This window comes from Brenneria sp. g21c3 (assembly GCF_040240345.1).
Classification (GTDB): Bacteria; Pseudomonadota; Gammaproteobacteria; order Enterobacterales; family Enterobacteriaceae; genus Brenneria.
In genome coordinates this window covers 1-22,545 of record NZ_JBEIAB010000029.1, presented here as the reverse complement: position 1 = coordinate 22,545, position 22,545 = coordinate 1, and the positions used below count along the sequence as shown (strand labels likewise).

Genomic DNA, 22,545 nt, shown 5'->3' with positions numbered 1-22,545 from the left:
TATCACTTCACTGGTTCTTTACCATTCCGTGCGATTTAGCTAACGTGCATAACCAACGGCTATTTTTTATCATTCACGGAGCCAAAAATGCTAAACCAGTTACAAAGCCTGACTGAACTCGTCGGTGGCAATAATGCGTTAATCGACCAGTGGCTACAAGCGCGTAAACAGCTCCTGATTGCTTACTACCATCTGGTTGGCATCAAACCCAACAAAGACGCCTATTCACGCCTTGATGAAAAAGCGCTGGATAATTTTCACCAGTATCTGGTTGATTATCTTTCCGCCGGTCACTTTCATGCCTATGAACGGGTATTGCAGGAGGCCGCTACCCTGAGCGAACAAAAGCTGTCGCAGTCTGAAAAAATTGATTTTGCCTTGCAAAACAACACGCAGCAGATTATGGACTGCTATGACAGCCACCTGGCGACCTCCATCGATCACGATAACTGCATGGCATTCCAACAGGCGCTGTCCGCCATCGGCGAAACGCTGGAAGAACGTTTTACGCTGGAAGATAAGATGATCCGGCTGGTTTGCGATAATCAGCGATAGCGTCGATGATAAACCCATCGCGACCCGGCTGAAAATCTTGGCCCAGTGAGTGGAATGCGGCATTTCTTCACAGATAGGCCGCACGGCCTTTGACATGTCCTGGTTGTCGGCCTACAGTGTCATCGTTGTAATCAGCCCGCTAATCGTGGGGCTATCTTGTCGGAGTGCCCAGCGCGTTTGCGTTGCCTGCTTTTTCAGCAATTCAGCAAGCAATAAAAATGCACGGGCTGAGACCGTTAATTCGGGATCCGCGGAACCTGATCGGGTTAATACCTGCGAAGGGAACAAGAGTAATGTGCCTGATGAAACCCTGGACGTCGTCTTCGCGTTGACCCTCACGGCATCAATTTTGTTATTACTCCCTCCGAACTCCAGACAAGCAATTTTCCCTTTACGTATTACAGGAACTTGCTATGTCTACAGAAAATTCTCGTTCAACATCGCCCAAAAGCAGCCGTCGTGAGCAGCGGGCCGCCGCCCAGAAATTTATCGATTCGTTGCAGGGGATGGCATTTCCCAATTCCCAGCGTATTTACCTCACCGGTCAGCGTGAGGATATCCGCGTCCCGATGCGTGAAATCCAGCTCAGCCCGACGCTGATCGGCGGCAGTAAGGATAACCCGCAATACGTCGCCAATGAACCGATCCCGGTTTATGACACCGCCGGGCCGTACGGCGATCCGGCCTTGTCTCCTGATGTGCGCGTCGGATTGAATCGTGTGAGAGAGCGCTGGATCGCCGAGCGTAACGACACGGAAGCGCTGCCGGGCGTCAGTTCCGACTTCACCCAACAGCGTCTGGCCGACGCCGGTCTCGACCATCTCCGTTTCGAACACCTGCCGCGTCCGCTGCGCGCTAAACCGGGAAAATGCGTCACCCAGCTGCACTATGCCCGTCAGGGCATCATCACCCCGGAAATGGAGTTTATCGCCATCCGTGAAAACATGGGACGCGAACGCATTCGCGGCGAGGTGTTGCGCCAGCAGCACGCCGGTCAGAGCTTCGGCGCCAACTTGCCGGAGAACATCACGCCGGAGTTCGTGCGTCAGGAAGTCGCCGCCGGTCGCGCCATCATTCCATCCAATATCAACCACCCCGAATCCGAACCGATGATTATCGGCCGTAATTTTCTGGTAAAGGTGAACGCCAATATCGGCAACTCCGCCGTCACCTCCTCCATCGAAGAAGAAGTCGAAAAACTGGTGTGGTCCACCCGCTGGGGCGCAGACACGGTGATGGATCTCTCCACCGGGCGCTATATCCATGAAACCCGGGAATGGATCCTGCGCAACAGCCCGGTGCCGATCGGCACGGTACCCATTTACCAGGCGCTGGAAAAAGTGAACGGCGTAGCGGAAAACCTGACCTGGGAAATGTTCCGCGATACCCTGCTGGAGCAGGCTGAACAGGGCGTCGACTATTTTACCATTCACGCCGGCGTGCTGCTGCGCTATGTCCCGATGACCGCCAAACGGCTCACCGGCATCGTATCCCGCGGCGGCTCAATCATGGCGAAGTGGTGCCTGTCGCATCATAAAGAGAGCTTTTTGTACGAGCATTTCCGCGAAATCTGTGAAATCTGCGCCGCCTATGACATCGCGCTGTCGCTGGGCGACGGCTTACGTCCCGGTTCGATTCAGGACGCCAACGATGAAGCGCAGTTCGCAGAGCTGCATACGCTGGGCGAACTGACCAAAATCGCCTGGGAATACGATGTACAGGTGATGATTGAAGGCCCCGGCCATGTGCCGATGCAGATGATCCGCCGCAATATGACCGAAGAGCTGGAACACTGCCACGAAGCCCCGTTCTATACGCTTGGCCCGCTGACCACCGATATCGCCCCCGGTTACGACCACTTCACTTCAGGTATCGGCGCGGCGATGATCGGCTGGTTCGGCTGCGCCATGCTCTGCTATGTGACGCCGAAAGAACACCTCGGGCTGCCTGACAAAGAGGACGTCAAGCAAGGGCTGATTACCTATAAAATCGCCGCCCATGCCGCCGACCTGGCGAAAGGACATCCCGGCGCGCAAATTCGCGATAACGCCATGTCTAAAGCGCGCTTCGAGTTCCGCTGGGAAGACCAGTTCAATCTGTCGCTCGATCCCGAAACCGCCCGCGCCTATCACGATGAAACCCTGCCGCAGGAATCCGGCAAGGTGGCCCACTTCTGCTCCATGTGCGGGCCGAAATTCTGTTCCATGAAAATTTCGCAGGAAGTGCGCGATTACGCAGCGAAACAGGAAGCCGAAGCCAAACCGATTGAAGTGGGCATGGCGCAAATGTCGGAAGCCTTTCGCGCGCAGGGCGGCGAGCTGTACCACAGCGCCGCCGGCCTGCAAACGGAGGAAAGCAAATGACAACCGGGCAAGCCTCGACACCCTTTCCCCCCACCGCGCCCCGGCTTGGCCTTTATCCGGTGGTGGATAGCGTAATGTGGATTGAACGCCTGCTCGGCGCGGGCGTTAAAACGATCCAACTGCGCATTAAGGATCGGACCGATCAACAGGTCGAACAGGACGTCATTCAGGCCATTGCGCTGGGCCGCCGGTATCAGGCTAGATTGTTTATCAATGATTACTGGCGACTGGCCGTAAAACATCAGGCGTACGGCGTTCATCTCGGCCAGGAGGATCTGGACACGGCCGATCTTGCGGCCATTAAACAGGCCGGCCTGCGCCTCGGCGTCTCCACCCACGACGATCGGGAATTGGCGCGCGCGATAGCCATCAATCCTTCCTATATCGCGCTGGGACATATCTTCCCTACTCAGACCAAAGAGATGCCCTCGGCGCCGCAGGGAATTACAGAGCTGACGCACCATGTGGCGGAGCTTGGGGAACGTTTTCCAACCGTCGCCATCGGCGGCATCAGTCAGGACAGGGTTCCCGCGGTACTAGCCACCGGCGTGGGCGGCATTGCCGTGGTCAGCGCCATTACCCGGGCGCCGGACTGGCGCGAGGCGACGGCGGCCCTGCTGCGTATGATAGAAGGGCGGGAGGTGTAACGTGCTCAGCGATCAAGAATTTCTGCGCTACAGCCGACAACTGCTCCTGGAGGACATCGGCCCTGAAGGCCAGGAAAAGCTCAAGTCCGCCAGCGTTTTGCTGGTGGGGCTGGGCGGGCTGGGCGCCCCCGCATCGATGTATCTGGCCGCCGCCGGCGTCGGCACGCTGTTATTAGCGGATGATGACGCGCTGCATCTTACCAATCTTCAGCGTCAAATCCTCTACCGCACGACGGATATCAATCAACCCAAGGCCGAGCTGGCGCGACGGCAGTTGCAGGCATTAAACCCGCACGCGGAGATCGTCGCCCTGACGGAAAGACTGGGCGGCGAAACGCTGCGTCAGGCGGTCAGCCGCGTCGACGTGGTGCTGGATTGCAGCGACAACATGGAGACCCGCCATGCGGTTAACGCCGCCTGTATCCGCGCCGGCAAACCGCTGGTCAGCGGCAGCGCCGTCGGTTTCAGCGGACAGTTGCTGGTGCTTACGCCGCCCTACAACCACGGTTGCTACGCCTGCCTGTACCCTGATGCGACGGAGCCGCAGCGCAATTGCCGCACGGCGGGCGTACTCGGCCCGGTGGTCGGCGTCATCGGCACGCTACAGGCGCTGGAGGCAATCAAACTCCTGGCCGGCTTGCCGTCGGCGTTGAACGGCAAGCTGCGTCTGTTCGACGGCAAACAACAAAGCTGGAACACCTTGCAGCTCACCCGCTCGCGTCATTGCCCGGTCTGTGGAGAGCCGGCATGAAAATTACCCTCAACGACCAGACTATCGAGCTGGCGGACAGCCTAACCGTCGAAGCGCTGCTGATACAGTTAAACCGCCTGCAACCCGGTACGGCGCTGGCCATCAATCAGACCATTATCCCTCGTGACGCCTGGACTCGGCATCAGATTCAGGACGGGGATGATATTTTGCTTTTTCAGGCAATTGCGGGAGGATGATATGTTACACATTGCCGATACCACCTTTACATCCCGGCTGCTGACCGGCACCGGAAAATTCGCCACCCCTGAAATTATGTTGGCCGCCCTGCGCGCTTCCGGCTCGCAACTGGTCACCATGGCGATGAAACGCGTTGACCTGAAAGGCGGCAACGACGCGATTCTGGCGCCGTTGCGCCAGCTTGGCATCAAGCTGCTGCCGAACACCTCCGGCGCCAAAACGGCGGATGAAGCGGTGTTTGCCGCCCGACTGGCGCGTGAGGCGCTGGGTACCCATTGGGTAAAGCTGGAAATTCATCCGGATATGAAATACCTGCTGCCCGATCCGATAGAAACGCTGAAAGCCGCCGAACGTCTGGTCAAAGACGGCTTCGTCGTGCTGCCTTACTGCGGGGCGGATCCGGTCTTGTGCAAGCGGCTGGAAGAGGCGGGATGCGCCGCCGTCATGCCGTTGGGCGCGCCGATTGGTTCCAACCAGGGGCTGCAAACCCGTGATTTCCTGCGCATCATCATCGAACAGGCGCGCGTTCCTGTCGTGGTGGATGCCGGGATCGGCGCGCCCAGCCATGCGGCGGAGGCATTGGAGATGGGCGCGGATGCCGTGCTGGTCAATACCGCCATCGCCGTCGCCCGCGATCCGGTCAAGATGGCGCAGGCATTCAGAACCGCGGTTGAAACCGGCGAACTGGCTAATCAGGCCGGACTGGGCAGCAAACAGTACACCGCCAGCGCCACCAGCCCGCTGACCGGCTTCCTGCATCCGCAAACGGAAGGAGCGCGCTGATGACAACCGACTTTCAAACCGTCTGGCAGCGGTTGGACTGGGACGACCTCACTCTGCGGATCAACAGCAAAACCGCGCGGGATGTTGAGCAAGCGCTGGCCGCGGCTCGGCCCGATCGGGAGGATTTTATGGCGCTCATCTCCCCCGCCGCCGCCCCCTATCTGGAACCGCTGGCGCAACGGGCGCAGCAGCTTACCCGCCAGCGCTTCGGCAACACGGTCGGCTTCTATGTCCCCCTCTACCTGTCCAATCTGTGTTCCAACGACTGCTCCTACTGCGGCTTCTCCATGAGCAACCACATCAAGCGCAAAACGCTGGATGATGCGGAGATCCTGCGCGAATGCGCCGCGATCAAGGCGCTGGGCTTCGATAGCCTGCTGTTGGTGACCGGCGAGCATCAGCGTAAGGTAGGTATGGATTACTTCCGCCGGGTCTTTCCGCTGATCCGTCCGCATTTCAGCGCGCTGATGATCGAAGTGCAGCCGTTGGCGCAGGAAGAGTACGCCGAGCTGAAAAGCCTGGGGCTGGACGGCGTGATGGTGTATCAGGAAACCTACCATCCGGCGACCTATCAGCAGCACCATCTGCGCGGACAGAAACAGGATTTTTACTGGCGCCTGGCCACGCCGGATCGTCTTGGCCGCGCGGGGATCGACAAGATCGGGCTGGGGGCGCTCATCGGCCTGTCCGACAGTTGGCGAACCGACTGCTATATGGTGGCGGAGCACCTGCTTTATCTACAGCAAACCTACTGGCAGAGCCGTTTTTCCGTCTCCTTCCCTCGGCTGCGTCCCTGCGCGGGCGGTATCCAACCCGCCTCGCTGATGGATGAGGCGCAACTGATGCAGGTGATCTGCGCCTTCCGCCTGCTGTCGCCGGATATCGAACTGTCGCTGTCGACTCGTGAGTCGCCGTTCTTCCGCGATCATGCGGTTCCCATCGCGATAAACAACGTCAGCGCTTTTTCGAAAACCCAGCCCGGCGGCTATGCCGACGACCACCCCGAGCTGGAACAGTTCTCGCCGCATGACGCCCGCCGGCCGGAAGAAGTCGCCCAGGCGATTATACGGGCCGGATTACAGCCGGTATGGAAAGACTGGGATGGTTATCTGGGGAGACGCTCGCAATAGGCAATGGCGCTTGCCAAGCCGGAAAACATTTCCCGGTAAAGGTTCGCAAAATGCAGACTGCCCTGTCGTCGCGATGCAGACCAATGGGTAAAGTAGCGGCGTCGGCATGCCGCCGGCCGGAGCGTTCGCCGCTCTGCACGCCAACCCGCCGATACGGTTACGTATCGGCCCCTCCCCGACCAAAAGGTTGTCAAGCGTCGTTCATCATCCGGCTGACGGTTTCCCCCAGGATACGCAGTCCCTTGCCGGTTTCGTCGGTGAACGGCAAAGCATAGTTAAGTCTCAGACAGTTACGGTATTTCCCCGAGGCCGAAAATAACGATCCGGCGGCAATCTGAATACCGGATTTACGCACCTCACGGTTAAGCCGCAGCGAATCAAAAAACTCCGGCAACTCTATCCACACCAGAAATCCGCCCTGTGGGCGGCTGACGCAAATGCCGCTGGGGAAATAGTGACGCACCCAGCAGGTAAATACATCAAGATTACACTTATACTGCATGCGCATACGGCGTAGATGAGGCTGATAGTGGCCCTGCCGGATAAATTCCGCTACCGCCAGTTGCGTATGCGAAACCGTATAGCCGGTACCGATATATTTGGTATGCACAACGCGCTCAAGATAACGACCCGGCGCGATCCAGCCGACGCGCAGACCCGGCGCCAGATTTTTGGAAAAAGAGCTGCACAGTAATACCCGACCATCTTCATCAAAAGACTTGATGGTTCTTGGACGAGGGTAGTCATAGGTAAGCTCGCCATAGGCATCGTCTTCGATAATGGCGAGATCGAAGCGCTGGGCCAGGATGATCAACTCTTTTTTATACTTGTCGGGCATAATGAAACCCAGCGGATTATTGCAGGTCGGCACCAGCAGCAAGGCTTTGATCGGCCACTGCTCCAACGCCAGCGTCAGCGCATCCAGACTAATGCCGGTGACGGCGCAGGTCGGGATTTCGATCGCTTTCACCCCTAATCCACGCAGGATCTGCATGGTGCCGGGAAACGCGGGAGATTCGACCGCCACGATATCGCCGGGTTGGCATACCGCGCGCACCGCGGTAAACAGCGCCTCCTGACAGCCGGTGGTGATCACAATATCATCCATCGTCAGTTGGCAGCCGCTGTCCAGCGTCAGACGAGCGACCTGCTCGCGCAGTTCAGGCATGCCATACATATTGTCATACGCCAGCACCCGTTCATCCTGCTGCTGACATAGACGACCCAGCGCTTTCCACAGCGGTTTCACCGTTGACTGGCTTACATCAGGCATCCCGCTGCCAAAGTTGAACGCGCTGTTCGCAGGGCAATCGTTAAACAACTCCCGCACGGACTCCCACTGGGTGATCTCAACCGGGCGCTGGGCCGGACGCGTCAATCCCGGAACCGGCGGCGGCGCCTTGCGGGATGCGACAAAATAGCCCGATCGCGGTCGCGGCGAAATAAGCTGCCGGGATTCCAGCAGATGGTAAGCCTGCTGTACGGTGCTGATACTGACGCCGTGTTCCAGACTCAATGCTCTGACCGACGGCAGGCGTTCGCCGCTTTGATACAGCCCCTGTTCAATGCGCTGCGCCAGCAGAGAAGCCAGATGTTGGTAACGCGTCATGTGTATCATTCCTCATGAATGATTAAATCAATAACCAGTACAGATTAAGAAGAAAAAGACCATTCAGATGCAATATCCCATAATCTGTATGTTAAAAAAAGACATTTTCTGAGTCTGTATCGAATCGGTTTTCCCTCGCATCATAGTGCAAGGCAATCAGCAAGGGGGAAAGCATGGAACATCAGACAAAGCGCTTGAGAAGCGCACTGCGGTCAATATTGATCCGGCCCTATCAAAAATGGAAAAAGTGGCGTCTTAAAGTGCTAACCCGTAGGTCATTGCTGCGCATGAATGATGAAAGGCTAAGGGATATCGGGCTGACGCGAGACGATATAGATCGTTTTTAATGCAGACACGCCGTGACGGCGCTCGGTTTATGAAGCCGATACAGAAAATCTCAGATCTGTATCGGCTCTGTTTTATCAGTCTAACTTTTGCGGCTTCATTCGCATCCCGACGATAGCCGACAACAGGCAACCTACCGCAAGATAAGTGGCGACGCCGTGCCAGGAACCGCCTAAAACCTCCACCAGCAATACGGCGATAAACGGCGTAAACCCGCCGCCGACCACGCTGGCCACCTGATAACCGACGCCGGCGCCGCTGTAGCGGTAGGCGGTGCCGAACAGCTCGGTAAACATCGGCTGCTGCACGCTGACGATCATATCGTGGGCGATATTAGCCAGCATGATGGCGAAAAACAGTATCCACAGGCTGGCGTGCGCCTCCAGCGCCATAAAGAAAGGAAACGCGCTGACCGCGCCGATCAGGGCGCCGGTGACGTAAATACGCCGCCGGCCGAAACTGTCGGCCAGACGGGCGAAAAGAGGAATAGACAAGCAACTGATCCCGCCCACCAGCAGACTGATATTAAGAAACAGCTCCCGCGGCATCCCCAGATTGGTGGTGGAATAATTAAGCGCGAAGGCGGTGACGATATACATGGTCAGCAGCTCCCCCAGGCGCAGGGCGATGATCAGCAAAAATGCCTTAGGGTGTTTACGCAATGCTTCAACAATCGGAAACGAACGTTTTTTGCCCGTTTTTTCCTGTTGTTTTTTATTGGCGGCCACAAACTCCCGGGACTCTTCCATCCCGGAACGGATCCACCAGGCTATCGCCACCAGCACCGTACTGAATAGAAACGGCAGACGCCAGCCCCAGTCGATGAATTCCTCATTCGTGGTGTGGTGACTGACCAGAGAAATCGATCCCGTCGCCAGCAACAGGCCGACGCCGTATCCAACCTGTACGCCGCTGCTGTAGAACGCTTTTTTCTTTTTAGGCGCATTTTCTACCGCCAGCAGCGCCGCACCGCCCCATTCGCCGCCGACGGCAAATCCCTGAATGGCGCGCAATGTCACCAGTAATACCGGCGCCCACCAGCCAATGCTGTCGAACGTGGGCAGAAAACCAATAAGCGCAGTGGATAAGCCCATCGTCCAGACGGTAATCATCAACATACGTTTGCGGCCCAGCTTATCGCCAAAATGACCGAAGACAATTCCGCCCAGCGGCCGGAATAAAAAACCTACCCCAAAAGTACCAAATGCCGCCAGCGTACCCATGGCGGGACTGATCTGAGGGAAAAACTCAATGTTAAAAACCAAAGCGGCGACAATGCCGTAAAGCAAAAAATCATACCAATCCACCACCGCGCCGATAAAGCTGCCCCAGGCAGCCCGTCGGGCTCGCCCTGCGGTCGGGCGAGCGGCGGTTCCAGCCGCCGATGCAGGTATTGATGTTGTCGAGGAATCCATGTCTATCTCGCTGTCTATCAGGTAAAACAAAAAGCCCCGGCTTTAGCGGCCAGGGCTTTCAGCAACGGAACCGCCCCCTAAGGAGCGGTTTTATACGGTGCTTAGCAACGATTATTCGTCGTCGCTGTTACCGAAGCCAGCGTTGAGCAGTTCAGCCAGGTTGGCGGAGGCTTCATCAGCGCTCACCTGAGGCACGACTGGCGCCTCGCCTGCCTGACGGCGACGCATGCGATCCTGATGGTACGCATAACCGGTACCCGCCGGGATCAAACGGCCAACGATAACGTTCTCTTTCAGGCCACGCAGTTCATCACGTTTACCGGCAACCGCCGCTTCAGTAAGAACACGCGTGGTTTCCTGGAACGAAGCCGCGGAGATGAAGGACTCGGTCGCCAGAGATGCCTTGGTGATACCCAGCAGATCGCGGCTGAAGGTCGCCGGGATCTTGCCATCCGCTTCCAACTGACGGTTGGCAATCTTGACGCGAGAAACTTCCGCCTGCTCGCCTTCCAGGAATTCCGTGCTGCCCGCGCTAACGATTGTGCCTTTACGCAGCATCTGACGAACGATAACTTCGATGTGTTTATCGTTAATCTTAACGCCTTGCAGACGGTAAACTTCCTGAACTTCGTTGGTGATGTAACGCGTTACCGCATGTACGCCACGCAAACGCAGGATGTCGTGCGGCGATTCCGGACCATCGGAAACCACGTCGCCGCGCTCGACGCGTTCACCTTCAAACACGTTCAGCTGACGCCACTTCGGAATCATCTCTTCGTACGGATCGCTGCCATCCAGCGGCGTGATCACCAGACGACGCTTGCCTTTGGTTTCTTTACCGAACGAGATAACCCCGCTGATTTCCGCCAGGATTGCCGGTTCTTTCGGACGACGCGCTTCGAACAGGTCGGCAACGCGCGGCAGACCACCGGTAATATCCTTAGTACCGCCGGATTCCTGCGGAATACGCGCCAGAGTGTCACCCGCGCCGATCTTCACGCCATCTTCCAGTTGAACAATCGCTTTACCCGGCAGGAAGTATTGGGCGGGCATATCGGTACCCGGGATCAATACGTCTTCGCCTTTGTCATCAACGATTTTCAGCGCCGGACGCAGATCTTTACCGCTACCGGTACGCTCTGCGCTATCCAGAACTACGATGGAAGACAAGCCGGTCAGTTCGTCGGTCTGACGGGTAATCGTCTGACCATCGATCATGTCCGTAAAGCGAATATTACCGCTCACTTCACTGATAACCGGCATGGTATGCGGATCCCAGTTAGCAACGGTTTCGCCGCCGTTAACATCAGAACCGTCGTTCTTCGCCATGATCGCACCGTAAGGCACTTTATAGCTTTCTTTGGTACGGCCGAATTCGTCGATCAGCTTCAGTTCGGTATTACGCGAGGTAATAACCGGTTTACCGTTGCTGTTGACCACGAACTTGGCGTTTTCCAGTTTCAGGCTACCTTTGTTTTTCACCTGAATGCTGGACTCAGCCGCCGCACGCGATGCCGCGCCACCGATGTGGAAGGTACGCATGGTCAGCTGTGTACCCGGTTCACCGATAGACTGCGCCGCGATAACCCCGATAGCTTCACCCTTGTTAATCAGGTGACCGCGCGCCAGGTCGCGACCGTAGCACTTGGCGCACACGCCGAAGTCGGTTTCACAGCTAACGACGGAACGCACTTTAACGGCGTCAACGGAATTCTCTTCCAGCAGATCACACCATTGCTCGTTCAGCAGGGTGTTACGCGCAACCAGAATATCCGCCGTACCCGGCTTGATAACGTCTTCAGCCGTGACACGACCCAGAACACGCTCACGCAGCGGTTCTTTAACATCGCCGCCTTCGATAACCGGGGTCATCATGATACCTTCATGCGTGCCGCAATCATCTTCGGTCACCACCAGATCCTGCGCCACGTCAACCAGACGACGGGTCAGATAACCGGAGTTCGCGGTTTTCAATGCGGTATCCGCCAGACCTTTACGCGCACCGTGCGTGGAGATGAAGTACTGGAGTACGTTCAGACCTTCACGGAAGTTCGCGGTGATCGGCGTTTCGATGATGGAGCCGTCCGGCTTCGCCATCAGACCACGCATCCCCGCCAACTGACGAATCTGCGCCGCGGAACCACGCGCGCCGGAGTCGGCCATCATAAAGATGCTGTTGAAGGAAACCTGCTGTTCCACTTCGCCATTACGGTTAACCACGTCTTCAACCGACAGGTTTTCCATCATCGCCTTGGCGACACGTTCGTTGGCCGCGGCCCAGATATCGATAACCTTGTTGTAACGTTCGCCGGCGGTAACCAGACCGGACTGGAACTGTTCCTGAATCTCGGCGACTTCGGTTTCGGCTTCTTCGATGATCCCGGCTTTCTTCGCAGGGATAACCATGTCGTCGATACCAACGGACGCGCCGGAACGGGCCGCGTAGGCAAAACCGGTGTACATGATCTGGTCGGCAAAGATAACGGTCGGCTTCAGACCCAAAATGCGGTAACAGGTGTTCAGCATTTTGGAGATCGCTTTTTTACCCAGCGGCTGGTTCACAATTGAGAACGGCAGGCCTTTCGGTACGATCATCCACAGAATGGCGCGACCGACGGTGGTATCAATAATGCTGGTCTGATGCGTGATTTCGCCTTCAATACTCTTGATCTCTTCCGTAATACGCACTTTCACGCGCGCATGCAGAGAGGCCAGGCCGGCGCGGTAAACGCGTTCGGCTTCTTTCGGCCCGGTCAGCACCATGCCTTCGCCCTTGGCGTTGACACAGTCGCGAGTCATGTAGTACAGGCCCAATACCACGTCCTGAGAAGGCACGATGATGGGATCGCCGTTCGCCGGTGACAGAATGTTGTTGGTGGACATCATCAACGCACGCGCTTCCAACTGGGCTTCCAGCGTCAGCGGTACGTGAACGGCCATCTGGTCGCCGTCGAAGTCGGCGTTATACGCGGCGCAAACCAGCGGGTGCAGCTGAATCGCCTTACCTTCGATCAGTACCGGTTCGAACGCCTGGATACCCAAACGGTGCAGCGTCGGCGCACGGTTCAGCATGACCGGGTGTTCGCGAATCACTTCGTCCAGGATATCCCAAACGACGGCTTCTTCACGCTCAACCATTTTCTTGGCGGCTTTGATCGTCGTGGCCAGGCCACGCAGTTCCAGCTTGCCGTAAATGAACGGTTTGAACAGTTCCAACGCCATTTTCTTCGGCAGACCGCACTGGTGCAAACGCAGGTATGGACCAACGGTGATAACCGAACGACCGGAGTAGTCGACGCGTTTACCCAGCAGGTTCTGACGGAAACGTCCCTGCTTACCTTTGATCATGTCGGCCAGCGACTTCAGCGGACGCTTGTTGGAACCGGTGATCGCACGACCGCGACGACCGTTATCCAGCAGCGCATCGACCGCTTCCTGCAGCATACGTTTTTCGTTACGTACGATGATGTCAGGCGCAGCCAGATCCAGCAGGCGTTTCAGACGGTTGTTACGGTTAATGACGCGACGATACAGATCGTTCAGGTCAGAGGTGGCGAAACGACCGCCGTCCAGCGGCACCAGCGGACGCAGATCCGGCGGCAGCACAGGCAGCACGGTCAGGATCATCCACTCCGGTTTGTTGCCGGACTGAACGAACGCTTCCAGCAGCTTGATACGCTTGGTCAGCTTCTTGCGTTTGGTTTCGGAGTTGGTTTCATTCAACTCTTCGCGCAACTGTTCGCATTCCTGTTCCAGATCCATGTTTTTCAACAGGGCCTGAATGGCTTCCGCACCCATCTTGGCGTCGAATTCGTCGCCGAATTCTTCCAGCGCATCCAGATACTGCTCTTCGGTCAGGATCTGACGCTTTTCAAGATTGGTCATGCCGCCTTCGACCACCACATAGGATTCGAAGTACAGCACGCGTTCGATATCACGCAGCGGCATATCCAGCAGCAAACCGATACGGGACGGCAGTGATTTCAGGAACCAGATATGCGCGGTGGGAGACGCCAGCTCGATGTGGCCCATACGCTCACGGCGTACTTTGGTCTGGGTCACTTCAACGCCGCACTTCTCACAAATAACGCCGCGGTGTTTCAGGCGCTTATACTTACCGCACAAGCACTCATAGTCTTTTACCGGCCCAAAGATACGGGCGCAAAAAAGGCCGTCGCGTTCTGGTTTGAACGTACGGTAGTTAATGGTTTCTGGCTTTTTAACTTCACCAAAAGACCACGAACGGATCATGTCTGGCGAAGCCAGAGCAATTTTGATCGCATCAAACTCTTCGGTTTTAGTTTGCGCTTTCAGAAACTTTAATAAGTCTTTCACGGATTGGCTCCTGTCGGAGTTAGACCTGCCAGGCACCTGAACCCTGCCGTTAAAAACAAGGTTCAGGTGCCCCTATGACGAACGCCAGCGACACAACGGGCTGGAATTACTCTTCTTCCAGCTCGATGTTGATACCCAGCGAGCGGATTTCTTTCAACAGTACGTTGAAGGATTCCGGCATGCCTGGTTCCATCTGATGATTGCCATCCACGATGTTCTTATACATCTTGGTACGGCCGTTCACGTCATCGGATTTAACCGTCAGCATTTCCTGCAAGGTATAGGCTGCACCGTAAGCCTCCAGCGCCCACACTTCCATCTCACCGAAGCGCTGACCACCGAACTGAGCTTTACCACCCAGCGGCTGCTGAGTAACCAGGCTGTAAGAACCGGTGGAACGGGCGTGCATTTTGTCGTCGACCAGGTGGTTCAACTTCAGCATGTACATGTATCCCACGGTAACCTGACGCTCAAATTGCTCACCAGTGCGTCCGTCGTACAACGTAATCTGACCGGAGGTCGGGATGCCGCCCATTTGCAGCAGTTCCTTGATCTCTTTCTCTTTCGCGCCGTCGAATACCGGCGTTGCAATCGGCATACCTTTTTTCAGGTTCTCAGCCAGACGCATCACTTCTTCGTCGGAGAAAGTGCTCAGGTCTACTTTCTGGCGGACATCGTCGCCCAGATCGTACGCTTTCTGAATGAACTCACGCAGTTTGGCCACTTCTTCCTGCTGCTTCAGCATGGCGTTAATTTTCTCACCAATGCCTTTCGCCGCCATACCCAGGTGGGTTTCCAGAATCTGACCGATGTTCATACGTGAAGGTACGCCCAGCGGGTTCAGCACGATGTCGACCGGCGTACCGTTCTCATCGTAAGGCATATCTTCGATCGGGTTGATCTTGGAGATAACACCCTTGTTCCCGTGACGACCGGCCATCTTGTCGCCCGGTTGAATCCGACGTTTAACGGCCAGATAAACCTTAACGATTTTCAGCACGCCCGGCGCCAGATCGTCGCCCTGAGTGATCTTACGACGCTTGGCTTCAAGTTTTTTCTCAAACTCATGCTTCAGTTCGTCGTACTGTTCGGCCAACTGTTCCAGCTGATTTTGTTTCTCTTCATCAGTCAGGCCCAGTTCCAGCCAGCGCTCACGCGGCAGTTTTTCCAGTTTGTCCGCTTCCACGCCGCCGGAAACCAGCACCGCATGGATACGGGCAAACAGACCGGCTTCCAGGATTTGCAGTTCTTCAGTCAGGTCTTTCTTGGCCTGCTTGAGCTGCATCTCTTCGATTTCCAGCGCACGTTTGTCTTTTTCCACGCCGTCGCGGGTAAAGACCTGTACGTCGATAACCGTACCGGAAACGCCGTTCGGCACGCGCAGAGAAGAGTCCTTCACGTCGGAAGCTTTTTCACCGAAGATTGCTCTCAGCAATTTCTCTTCCGGCGTCAGTTGGGTTTCGCCTTTTGGCGTCACCTTACCGACCAGAATATCGCCGCCGGTCACTTCCGCACCGATATAAACGATGCCGGATTCATCCAGTTTGGACAGCGCCGCTTCACCCACGTTCGGGATATCCGCCGTGATCTCCTCAGGCCCCAGCTTGGTGTCGCGCGACACGCAGGCCAATTCCTGAATATGAATACTGGTGAAGCGATCTTCCTGCACCACGCGCTCGGAAACGAGGATGGAGTCTTCGAAGTTGTAACCGTTCCACGGCATGAACGCCACGCGCATATTCTGACCCAGCGCCAGTTCACCCAAATCGGTGGACGGACCGTCAGCCAGCACATCGCCGCGTTCAACCGGCTCGCCCAGCGATACGCAAGGCATCTGGCTGATGCAGGTATTCTGGTTCGAACGGGTATATTTGGTCAGGTTGTAGATGTCGATCCCGGCTTCGCCCGGATACATTTCATCGTCGTTAACGCGGATCACGATACGCGACGCATCGACATACTGAACGGTACCGCCGCGTTTCGCGACCGCCGTTACACCGGAGTCAACCGCAACCGCACGTTCCATACCGGTCCCTACCAGCGGCTTATCGGCGCGCAGAGTCGGAACGGCCTGACGTTGCATGTTCGCACCCATCAATGCGCGGTTGGCGTCATCGTGTTCCAGGAAGGGAATCAGCGACGCACCGACGGAGACCACCTGCTGGGTGGATACGTCCATATATTCAACCTGATCGCGGCTGAACAAGCTGGACTCGCCTTTATTACGGCAGGTAACCAGTTCATCAATGAAGTGGCCGTCTTCGTCCAGGTTGGTGTTCGCCTGGGCGATAACGAAGTTGCCTTCTTCAATCGCGGACAGATAATGGATTTCATCGGTTACCGCATTATCACGCACGCGGCGATAAGGCGTTTCCAGGAAACCATACTCGTTAGTCTGCGCATACACGGACAGGGAGTTGATCAGACCGATGTTCGGACCTTCCGGCGTTTCGATAGGACACACGCGACCATAGTGGGTCGGGTGTACGTCTCGAACTTCAAAGCCGGCGCGTTCGCGGGTCAGACCGCCCGGACCCAGTGCGGAGATACGACGTTTGTGCGTAATCTCGGACAGCGGGTTGTTCTGGTCCATAAACTGCGACAGCTGGCTGGAGCCAAAGAACTCTTTCACCGCCGCCGAAATCGGCTTGGCGTTGATCATGTCCTGCGGCATCAGGGTGTCGAGATCGCCCAGGGAAAGACGCTCTTTCACCGCACGCTCTACGCGCACCAGACCGACGCGGAACTGGTTTTCAGCCATTTCGCCGACGGAACGGATACGACGGTTGCCGAGGTGGTCGATATCATCCACTTCGCCTTTGCCGTTACGGATATCAATGAGCTTTTTCATCACATCGATGATGTCTTCTTTGCTCAGGATACCGGAACCTTCGATTTCGTCGCGCAGCAGAGAACGGTTGAACTTCATCCGACCGACCGCAGACAGGTCATAGCGATCTTCAGAGAAGAACAGATTCTCGAACAGCGTTTCCGCCGCTTCGCGTGTCGGCGGCTCGCCGGGACGCATCATGCGGTAAATTTCCACCAGCGCGCTCAGGCGATCGCTTGAGGGATCGACACGCACGGTTTCCGACATGTACGGACCGTGATCCAGATCGTTGGTGAACAACGTCTCAATACGCTTGTGACCGGATTGGCTGAGCTTCGCCAGCAGATCCAGCGACAGTTCCATATTGGCGGTGGCGATCAGTTCGCCAGTGCTTTCATCGACGTAATCTTTAGCCAGCACTTTACCGACGATATATTCAACCGGGACTTCAATACGCTCAATGCCGTCTTTTTCCAACTGGCGGATATGACGGGCAGTAATGCGGCGGCCTTTTTCGACGTAAACTTTGCCTTCGGCTTCAATGTCGAAAGATGCGGTTTCACCGCGCAGACGCTCAGGCGTCAGATCCATCTGCAATTTGTTGCCATTGATTTCATAGACAACTTTATCGAAGAACAGATCCAGAATTTGCTCGGTGGAGTAACCCAGCGCGCGCAGGATGATGGTCGCCGGCAGTTTACGGCGGCGGTCAATACGGACAAACAGGTTATCTTTCGGATCGAATTCGAAATCCAGCCAGGAACCACGGTAAGGAATAATGCGTGCGTTATACAGCACCTTACCCGAGGAGTGGGTTTTACCCTTGTCGCTGTCGAAGAATACACCCGGACTACGGTGCAACTGAGAAACGATAACACGCTCAGTACCGTTGATCACGAAAGTGCCGTTGTCGGTCATGAGCGGAATTTCGCCCATGTAGACTTCTTGCTCTTTGATATCTTTAACGGTGCCTTCAGGCGCTTCACGCTCGTAAATCACCAGGCGCAATTTGACGCGCAGCGGCGCAGAAAATGTCACGCCACGGATTTGACATTCTTTAACGTCAAATACCGGCTCACCCAGGCGATAGCTAACGTATTGCAGCTCTGAATTACCGCTATAGCTTTGTATGGGGAAAACAGAACGGAATGCAGCTTCCAAACCGTACTGACCTTCCGGATCTTGCTCGATAAACTTCTGGAACGAGTCAAGCTGGATAGAAAGGAGATAAGGCACGTCCAGCACTTGCGGGCGTTTGCCAAAATCCTTACGAATGCGTTTTTTCTCGGTATAGGAGTAAACCATAGGGTTCCTCAGCTCGCTGAAAAGTCGAACCACTCTGTCCGTCCTAGCAAAGGACAGGTCATGCAACACTATTTCTGTCTATCGGAAAATGAAGTCCTTTCCGTAATACATCTTTCTATTACTCTTAAACCATTTCATTGCTCTTGCTCAGGCAGGGAACCCGGACAGGGAAGCAGTATATTAAGTCGTCAATAGAAAAATATATTGGGGGTAAAATCAATGGCGGAATAGTGTGAAATACCATTGATGCCCTACAGCGCAAAAAGGCTGGTGACCAAAAAGTCACCAGCCATCAGCCTGATAAATCAGGCTGCAACCTGGAAAGTTGGCTTATTTAACTTCAACTTCTGCGCCAGCTTCTTCCAGTGCTTTCTTCAGAGCTTCAGCGTCGTCTTTGCTGATGCCTTCTTTCAGAGCGGCCGGAGCGGATTCAACCAGATCTTTGGCTTCTTTCAGGCCCAGACCAGTTGCGCCACGTACTGCTTTGATAACGGCAACTTTGTTGCCGCCGATAGCTTTCAGTACAACGTCGAACTCAGTTTTTTCTTCAGCAGCTTCAGCCGGGCCAGCAGCAACAGCTACAGCGGCGGCAGCGGAAACACCGAATTTTTCTTCCATAGCGGAAACCAGTTCAACAACATCCATTACAGACATAGCTGCTACTGCTTCCAGAATTTGATCTTTAGTGATAGACATAACAATTGTTCCTAAGAATCAGAAATAGTTTATACGTTAGCAAGTGCGGTAGCGAAAAAAGGGCGATTAAGCCGCTTCTTTCTGATCGCGTACAGCAGCCAGAGTGCGGACCAGTTTGCCGGCAGCGGCTTCTTTCATGGTCGACATCAGACGTGCCAGTGCTTCTTCGTAAGTCGGCAGCGTTGCCAGACGGTCAATTTGCGCCGCCGGGATCAGCTCACCTTCAAAGGCTGCAGCTTTGACCTCGAATTTTGCATTCGCTTTCGCGAATTCTTTGAACAGACGAGCGGCAGCGCCCGGGTGTTCTAAAGAGTATGCAATCAGGGTCGGACCAACAAACGTGTCTTTCAGGCATTCAAATTGAGTGCCTTCAACAACGCGGCGCAGCAGAGTGTTACGAACAACACGCATGTAAACGCCAGCTTCACGACCTGCTTTACGCAGTTCAGTCATTTTATCTACGGTCACGCCGCGGGAATCCGCAACAACCGCAGACAGCGCACCTTTGGCTACTTCGCTGACTTCAGCAACAATCGCTTGTTTGTCTTGAAGATTTAATGCCATTAGCTTTTGCTCCTGGATTTAGCCGGAGGAAACCTCCGGAACTCACATCACTTATCGCCAAAATGGAAATAAGCGTTGAAACACGGTGAGCAGAATCCAGCAAAGACAATCTTTAATATTCTTTAACAAATAAAGAAAAAAATGTTCTTCAGGCTCTGTCACCGTCTACGCAGGAAAATTAAGTCTTTTGCAAGACACCTGCGGTCTTGGACGGAGGCCTGGATAGGCCAGGCTCCAACCGAAAATTCTTCTTTAATTCCGCTAACGGAACAACGGGCGTAAGATTATAGGTAAATCCCACGCCCGAGTAAAGCGAAACAAAAGCTATCAGGCTGTTACAGTATTCAGACCGCTTTGGTCAACCGCAACGCCTGCGCCCATGGTGGTGGACAGGCTGACTTTCTTGATGTACACGCCTTTCGCCTGAGACGGTTTAGCTTTTTTCAGCGCAACCAGCAGAGCTTCCAGGTTTTCTTTCAGTTTGTCAGCATCGAAATCAACCTTACCGATAGTGGTATGGATGATGCCGTTTTTGTCGTTACGATAACGAACCTGACCTGCTTTGGCGTTTTTAACCGCTTCAGCAACGTTAGGGGTTACCGTACCCACTTTCGGGTTTGGCATCAGGCCGCGAGGACCCAGAACCTGACCTAATTGGCCAACAACGCGCATAGCATCCGGAGATGCGATGACCACGTCAAAGTTCATTTCGCCTTTCTTGATCTGATCGGCCAGATCTTCCATACCCACCAGTTCAGCGCCGGCAGCTTTAGCCGCTTCAGCGTTGGCACCCTGGGTGAAGACCGCGACGCGAACGGAACGACCGGTGCCGTGCGGCAGAACGGTTGCGCCACGAACGTTTTGATCAGATTTACGTGCGTCGATGCCGAGGTTAACGGCAACGTCCACGCTTTCTACGAATTTAGCAGTGGCCAGCTCTTTGAGCAGGGCAACGGCTTCGTTGACGTCGTATTGTTTAGTTACATCAACTTTGTCACGGATCACGCGCATGCGCTTGGTCAGCTTAGCCATTTATTAACCCTCCACTACCAGGCCCATGGAACGAGCAGTACCTTCGATGGAACGCGCCATGGCTTCCACGTCGGCACCAGTCATGTCCGCAGCTTTGGTTTCTGCGATTTCACGAACCTGAGCACTCGTTACTTTACCCACTTTGTCTTTGTTCGGCTTGCCGGAACCAGACTTGATACCCGCCGCTTTTTTCAGCAGAACGGCCGCCGGAGGCGTTTTGGTAACAAAGGTAAAAGAACGGTCAGAATAAACGGTAATAACAACCGGAATCGGCAGACCTTTTTCAACGCTTTCAGTTTTAGCATTGAACGCCTTACAGAATTCCATGATGTTTACGCCTTGCTGACCCAGAGCCGGACCTACCGGTGGGCTTGGGTTAGCCATACCAGCCGCGACTTGCAGCTTGACATAGGCTTGTACTTTCTTAGCCATTTAACTTTCCTCGAATGGGTGATAGCGCCTGGAAAAGGCTCCCCGTGGTTTGATACATTTCAGATGCCGTTTCAGACCCCTGAAAACAAAAGGCGCGAAATTATAGATTAATTTCGCGCCAGAGACAAGTAACTATTCTCAGCAATCGGGATGAATCGCTTACCCTTTCTCGACCTGACTGAAGTCGAGTTCTACCGGCGTCGCACGACCGAAGATCGAAACAGACACTTTCAGGCGGCTTTTTTCATAATCCACTTCTTCGACTACGCCATTAAAGTCTGCAAACGGACCGTCATTGACGCGCACCATTTCACCGGGTTCAAATAGCGTTTTCGGACGCGGCTTATCACCCACTTGCTGGAGGCGATTCATGATCGCGTCGACTTCTTTATCGCTGATAGGCGCAGGACGGTCGGAAGTACCGCCGATAAAACCCATGACGCGCGGCACGCTACGCACCAGGTGCCAGCTCGCATCTTCCATCGCCATCTGAACTAACACATAACCGGGGAAGAATTTACGCTCGCTCTTACGACGCTGGCCGCCGCGAATTTCAACCACTTCCTCTGTCGGCACCATAACTTCGCCAAACAGATCTTCCATATTGTGCAATTTGATATGCTCACGCAGCGACTGAGCCACGCGGCCTTCAAAACCAGAAAACGCCTGAACGACGTACCAACGTTTTTTTGGGGCTTCAGACATCTTAGAACCTCAGGCCAGTGATAAACGATACCAATCGGACCAGAATACCATCCAGCCCCCACAAAATCAGTGACATCACGGCAGTAACCGCGGCAACGATTAACGTGGTGTGTAACGTTTCCTGACGAGTCGGCCAAATCACTTTACGTACTTCGGTACGGGCTTCGCGGGCAAACGTTACTGTTGCTTTACCTTTTGCGGTCAGCAATGCCACGCCACCGGCGGCAGCAATCAGGATAACAACAGCTAATGCGCGCAGCGGCAGACTAATATCACGGTAGTAATAGTTGCCGACGATCGCAACAACCAGCAATACGGCTACTACCAGCCATTTAATCGCTTCCAGGCCACGCCCGCTCCCCTGAGCTTCGGTATTCGCACTCATAAACCAACCTGTCACAATGATTCAGACAAATAACTTTGCCCCGCAAAGCAGGGCAAACCAAACCGAAAGATGTTCTGTAAACGAATAATTCGGTATTTACGCCGTATCTACAGAGCCTATCTCACCAATGATTATATTCCATAATCGCTGATGAGATAGGTTCTACCACATGACAGCGTAGAAAAAGGGCATCAAATGATGCCCTTTTATCGCGTGTCGCGTCAAACGTTATCAGCGATTAAGCGATAACTTTAGCAACAACGCCCGCGCCAACGGTACGACCGCCTTCACGGATAGCGAAACGCAGACCGTCATCCATTGCGATCGGCGCAATCAGATTAACAACCATCTTGATGTTGTCGCCTGGCATTACCATTTCCACGCCTTCCGGCAGTTCGATGGTACCGGTCACGTCAGTGGTACGGAAGTAGAACTGAGGACGGTAGCCTTTGAAGAACGGAGTGT

At 55.0% G+C, this 22,545-nt stretch carries 19 protein-coding genes and 1 riboswitch; of the genes, 8 read left to right on the top strand and 11 right to left on the bottom strand.

The window, feature by feature from the left end:
• The first annotated feature begins 87 nt into the window (after positions 1-87).
• From rsd to thiH, 7 genes are all read left to right on the top strand, one after another.
• On the top strand, positions 88-555 hold the full coding sequence (rsd, locus tag ABRZ28_RS23245) for a sigma D regulator (RefSeq protein ID WP_319606481.1): 468 nt from the start codon (positions 88-90) through the stop codon (positions 553-555).
• Between the two features lie 150 nt (positions 556-705).
• Positions 706-856: riboswitch (TPP riboswitch) on the top strand.
• 112 nt (positions 857-968) lie between these two features.
• Positions 969-2,918, top strand: coding sequence for a phosphomethylpyrimidine synthase ThiC (gene thiC, locus ABRZ28_RS23240; RefSeq protein WP_319606480.1), 1,950 nt, complete (start codon positions 969-971; stop codon positions 2,916-2,918).
• Positions 2,915-3,565, top strand: coding sequence for a thiamine phosphate synthase (gene thiE / locus ABRZ28_RS23235; RefSeq protein WP_330521705.1), 651 nt, complete (start codon positions 2,915-2,917; stop codon positions 3,563-3,565). The genes thiC and thiE overlap by 4 nt, the downstream gene beginning before the upstream one ends.
• 1 nt (position 3,566) lies before the next feature.
• Positions 3,567-4,316, top strand: coding sequence for a HesA/MoeB/ThiF family protein (locus tag ABRZ28_RS23230; RefSeq protein WP_330521704.1), 750 nt, complete (start codon positions 3,567-3,569; stop codon positions 4,314-4,316).
• The gene (thiS, locus tag ABRZ28_RS23225; protein WP_319606477.1) at positions 4,313-4,513 is read left to right on the top strand and encodes a sulfur carrier protein ThiS; all 201 of its coding nucleotides are present in this window, start codon (positions 4,313-4,315) and stop codon (positions 4,511-4,513) included. The genes ABRZ28_RS23230 and thiS overlap by 4 nt, the downstream gene beginning before the upstream one ends.
• Position 4,514: 1 nt before the next feature.
• Positions 4,515-5,297: a thiazole synthase gene (locus ABRZ28_RS23220; RefSeq protein WP_319606476.1), complete on the top strand. Its 783-nt coding sequence runs from the start codon at positions 4,515-4,517 to the stop codon at positions 5,295-5,297.
• Positions 5,297-6,427: a 2-iminoacetate synthase ThiH gene (gene thiH / locus ABRZ28_RS23215; protein ID WP_330521703.1), complete on the top strand. Its 1,131-nt coding sequence runs from the start codon at positions 5,297-5,299 to the stop codon at positions 6,425-6,427. Before ABRZ28_RS23220 ends, thiH begins: the two co-directional genes overlap by 1 nt.
• Before the next feature lie 190 nt (positions 6,428-6,617).
• Here the strand turns inward: thiH and ABRZ28_RS23210 are convergent, their stop codons facing one another.
• Positions 6,618-8,036, bottom strand: a complete 1,419-nt coding sequence (locus ABRZ28_RS23210; RefSeq protein ID WP_319606474.1) for an aminotransferase-like domain-containing protein — start codon at positions 8,034-8,036, stop codon at positions 6,618-6,620.
• A gap of 173 nt (positions 8,037-8,209) precedes the next feature.
• Here ABRZ28_RS23210 and ABRZ28_RS23205 point away from each other — a divergent pair, with 173 nt between their 5' ends.
• Positions 8,210-8,383, top strand: coding sequence for a DUF1127 domain-containing protein (locus tag ABRZ28_RS23205; protein ID WP_330521702.1), 174 nt, complete (start codon positions 8,210-8,212; stop codon positions 8,381-8,383).
• 75 nt (positions 8,384-8,458) lie between these two features.
• Here ABRZ28_RS23205 and shiA read toward each other — a convergent pair whose 3' ends face one another.
• From shiA to ABRZ28_RS23155, 10 genes are all read right to left on the bottom strand, one after another.
• Positions 8,459-9,796, bottom strand: coding sequence for a shikimate transporter (gene shiA / locus ABRZ28_RS23200; protein ID WP_319606472.1), 1,338 nt, complete (start codon positions 9,794-9,796; stop codon positions 8,459-8,461).
• Positions 9,797-9,907: 111 nt separating this feature from the next.
• Positions 9,908-14,131 (bottom strand): DNA-directed RNA polymerase subunit beta', encoded by a 4,224-nt coding sequence (rpoC, locus tag ABRZ28_RS23195; protein ID WP_319606471.1) that lies wholly within the window; start codon positions 14,129-14,131, stop codon positions 9,908-9,910.
• 106 nt (positions 14,132-14,237) lie between these two features.
• Positions 14,238-18,266 (bottom strand): DNA-directed RNA polymerase subunit beta, encoded by a 4,029-nt coding sequence (rpoB, locus tag ABRZ28_RS23190; protein WP_319606470.1) that lies wholly within the window; start codon positions 18,264-18,266, stop codon positions 14,238-14,240.
• 330 nt (positions 18,267-18,596) lie between these two features.
• Positions 18,597-18,962, bottom strand: coding sequence for a 50S ribosomal protein L7/L12 (rplL, locus tag ABRZ28_RS23185; protein ID WP_048636584.1), 366 nt, complete (start codon positions 18,960-18,962; stop codon positions 18,597-18,599).
• Between the two features lie 66 nt (positions 18,963-19,028).
• Positions 19,029-19,526, bottom strand: coding sequence for a 50S ribosomal protein L10 (gene rplJ, locus ABRZ28_RS23180; protein ID WP_137714957.1), 498 nt, complete (start codon positions 19,524-19,526; stop codon positions 19,029-19,031).
• A gap of 327 nt (positions 19,527-19,853) precedes the next feature.
• Positions 19,854-20,558 (bottom strand): 50S ribosomal protein L1, encoded by a 705-nt coding sequence (rplA, locus tag ABRZ28_RS23175; RefSeq protein WP_319606469.1) that lies wholly within the window; start codon positions 20,556-20,558, stop codon positions 19,854-19,856.
• A gap of 3 nt (positions 20,559-20,561) precedes the next feature.
• Positions 20,562-20,990 (bottom strand): 50S ribosomal protein L11, encoded by a 429-nt coding sequence (rplK, locus tag ABRZ28_RS23170; RefSeq protein WP_048636587.1) that lies wholly within the window; start codon positions 20,988-20,990, stop codon positions 20,562-20,564.
• A gap of 159 nt (positions 20,991-21,149) precedes the next feature.
• Positions 21,150-21,695: a transcription termination/antitermination protein NusG gene (gene nusG / locus ABRZ28_RS23165; RefSeq protein ID WP_319606468.1), complete on the bottom strand. Its 546-nt coding sequence runs from the start codon at positions 21,693-21,695 to the stop codon at positions 21,150-21,152.
• A gap of 1 nt (position 21,696) precedes the next feature.
• Complete coding sequence (secE, locus tag ABRZ28_RS23160; RefSeq protein ID WP_319606467.1) at positions 21,697-22,080, bottom strand: preprotein translocase subunit SecE; 384 nt, start codon at positions 22,078-22,080, stop codon at positions 21,697-21,699.
• A gap of 238 nt (positions 22,081-22,318) precedes the next feature.
• A partial coding sequence (locus ABRZ28_RS23155; RefSeq protein ID WP_502880481.1) for an EF-Tu C-terminal domain-related protein occupies positions 22,319-22,545 on the bottom strand: 227 nt, incomplete at its 5' end.

Bases quoted from the DNA above. Each gene is read 5' to 3' on its own strand.
- nusG (WP_319606468.1), bottom strand. From the start codon at position 21,695: ATGTCTGAAGCCCCAAAAAAACGTTGGTACGTCGTTCAGGCGTTTTCT.
- thiH (WP_330521703.1), top strand. From the start codon at position 5,297: ATGACAACCGACTTTCAAACCGTCTGGCAGCGGTTGGACTGGGACGAC.
- ABRZ28_RS23205 (WP_330521702.1), top strand. From the start codon at position 8,210: ATGGAACATCAGACAAAGCGCTTGAGAAGCGCACTGCGGTCAATATTG.
- secE (WP_319606467.1), bottom strand. From the start codon at position 22,080: ATGAGTGCGAATACCGAAGCTCAGGGGAGCGGGCGTGGCCTGGAAGCG.
- ABRZ28_RS23210 (WP_319606474.1), bottom strand. From the start codon at position 8,036: ATGACGCGTTACCAACATCTGGCTTCTCTGCTGGCGCAGCGCATTGAA.
- thiE (WP_330521705.1), top strand. From the start codon at position 2,915: ATGACAACCGGGCAAGCCTCGACACCCTTTCCCCCCACCGCGCCCCGG.
- thiS (WP_319606477.1), top strand. From the start codon at position 4,313: ATGAAAATTACCCTCAACGACCAGACTATCGAGCTGGCGGACAGCCTA.
- ABRZ28_RS23220 (WP_319606476.1), top strand. From the start codon at position 4,515: ATGTTACACATTGCCGATACCACCTTTACATCCCGGCTGCTGACCGGC.
- rplK (WP_048636587.1), bottom strand. From the start codon at position 20,990: ATGGCTAAGAAAGTACAAGCCTATGTCAAGCTGCAAGTCGCGGCTGGT.
- rsd (WP_319606481.1), top strand. From the start codon at position 88: ATGCTAAACCAGTTACAAAGCCTGACTGAACTCGTCGGTGGCAATAAT.
- thiC (WP_319606480.1), top strand. From the start codon at position 969: ATGTCTACAGAAAATTCTCGTTCAACATCGCCCAAAAGCAGCCGTCGT.
- rplJ (WP_137714957.1), bottom strand. From the start codon at position 19,526: ATGGCATTAAATCTTCAAGACAAACAAGCGATTGTTGCTGAAGTCAGC.
- rpoB (WP_319606470.1), bottom strand. From the start codon at position 18,266: ATGGTTTACTCCTATACCGAGAAAAAACGCATTCGTAAGGATTTTGGC.
- shiA (WP_319606472.1), bottom strand. From the start codon at position 9,796: ATGGATTCCTCGACAACATCAATACCTGCATCGGCGGCTGGAACCGCC.
- rplL (WP_048636584.1), bottom strand. From the start codon at position 18,962: ATGTCTATCACTAAAGATCAAATTCTGGAAGCAGTAGCAGCTATGTCT.
- rplA (WP_319606469.1), bottom strand. From the start codon at position 20,558: ATGGCTAAGCTGACCAAGCGCATGCGCGTGATCCGTGACAAAGTTGAT.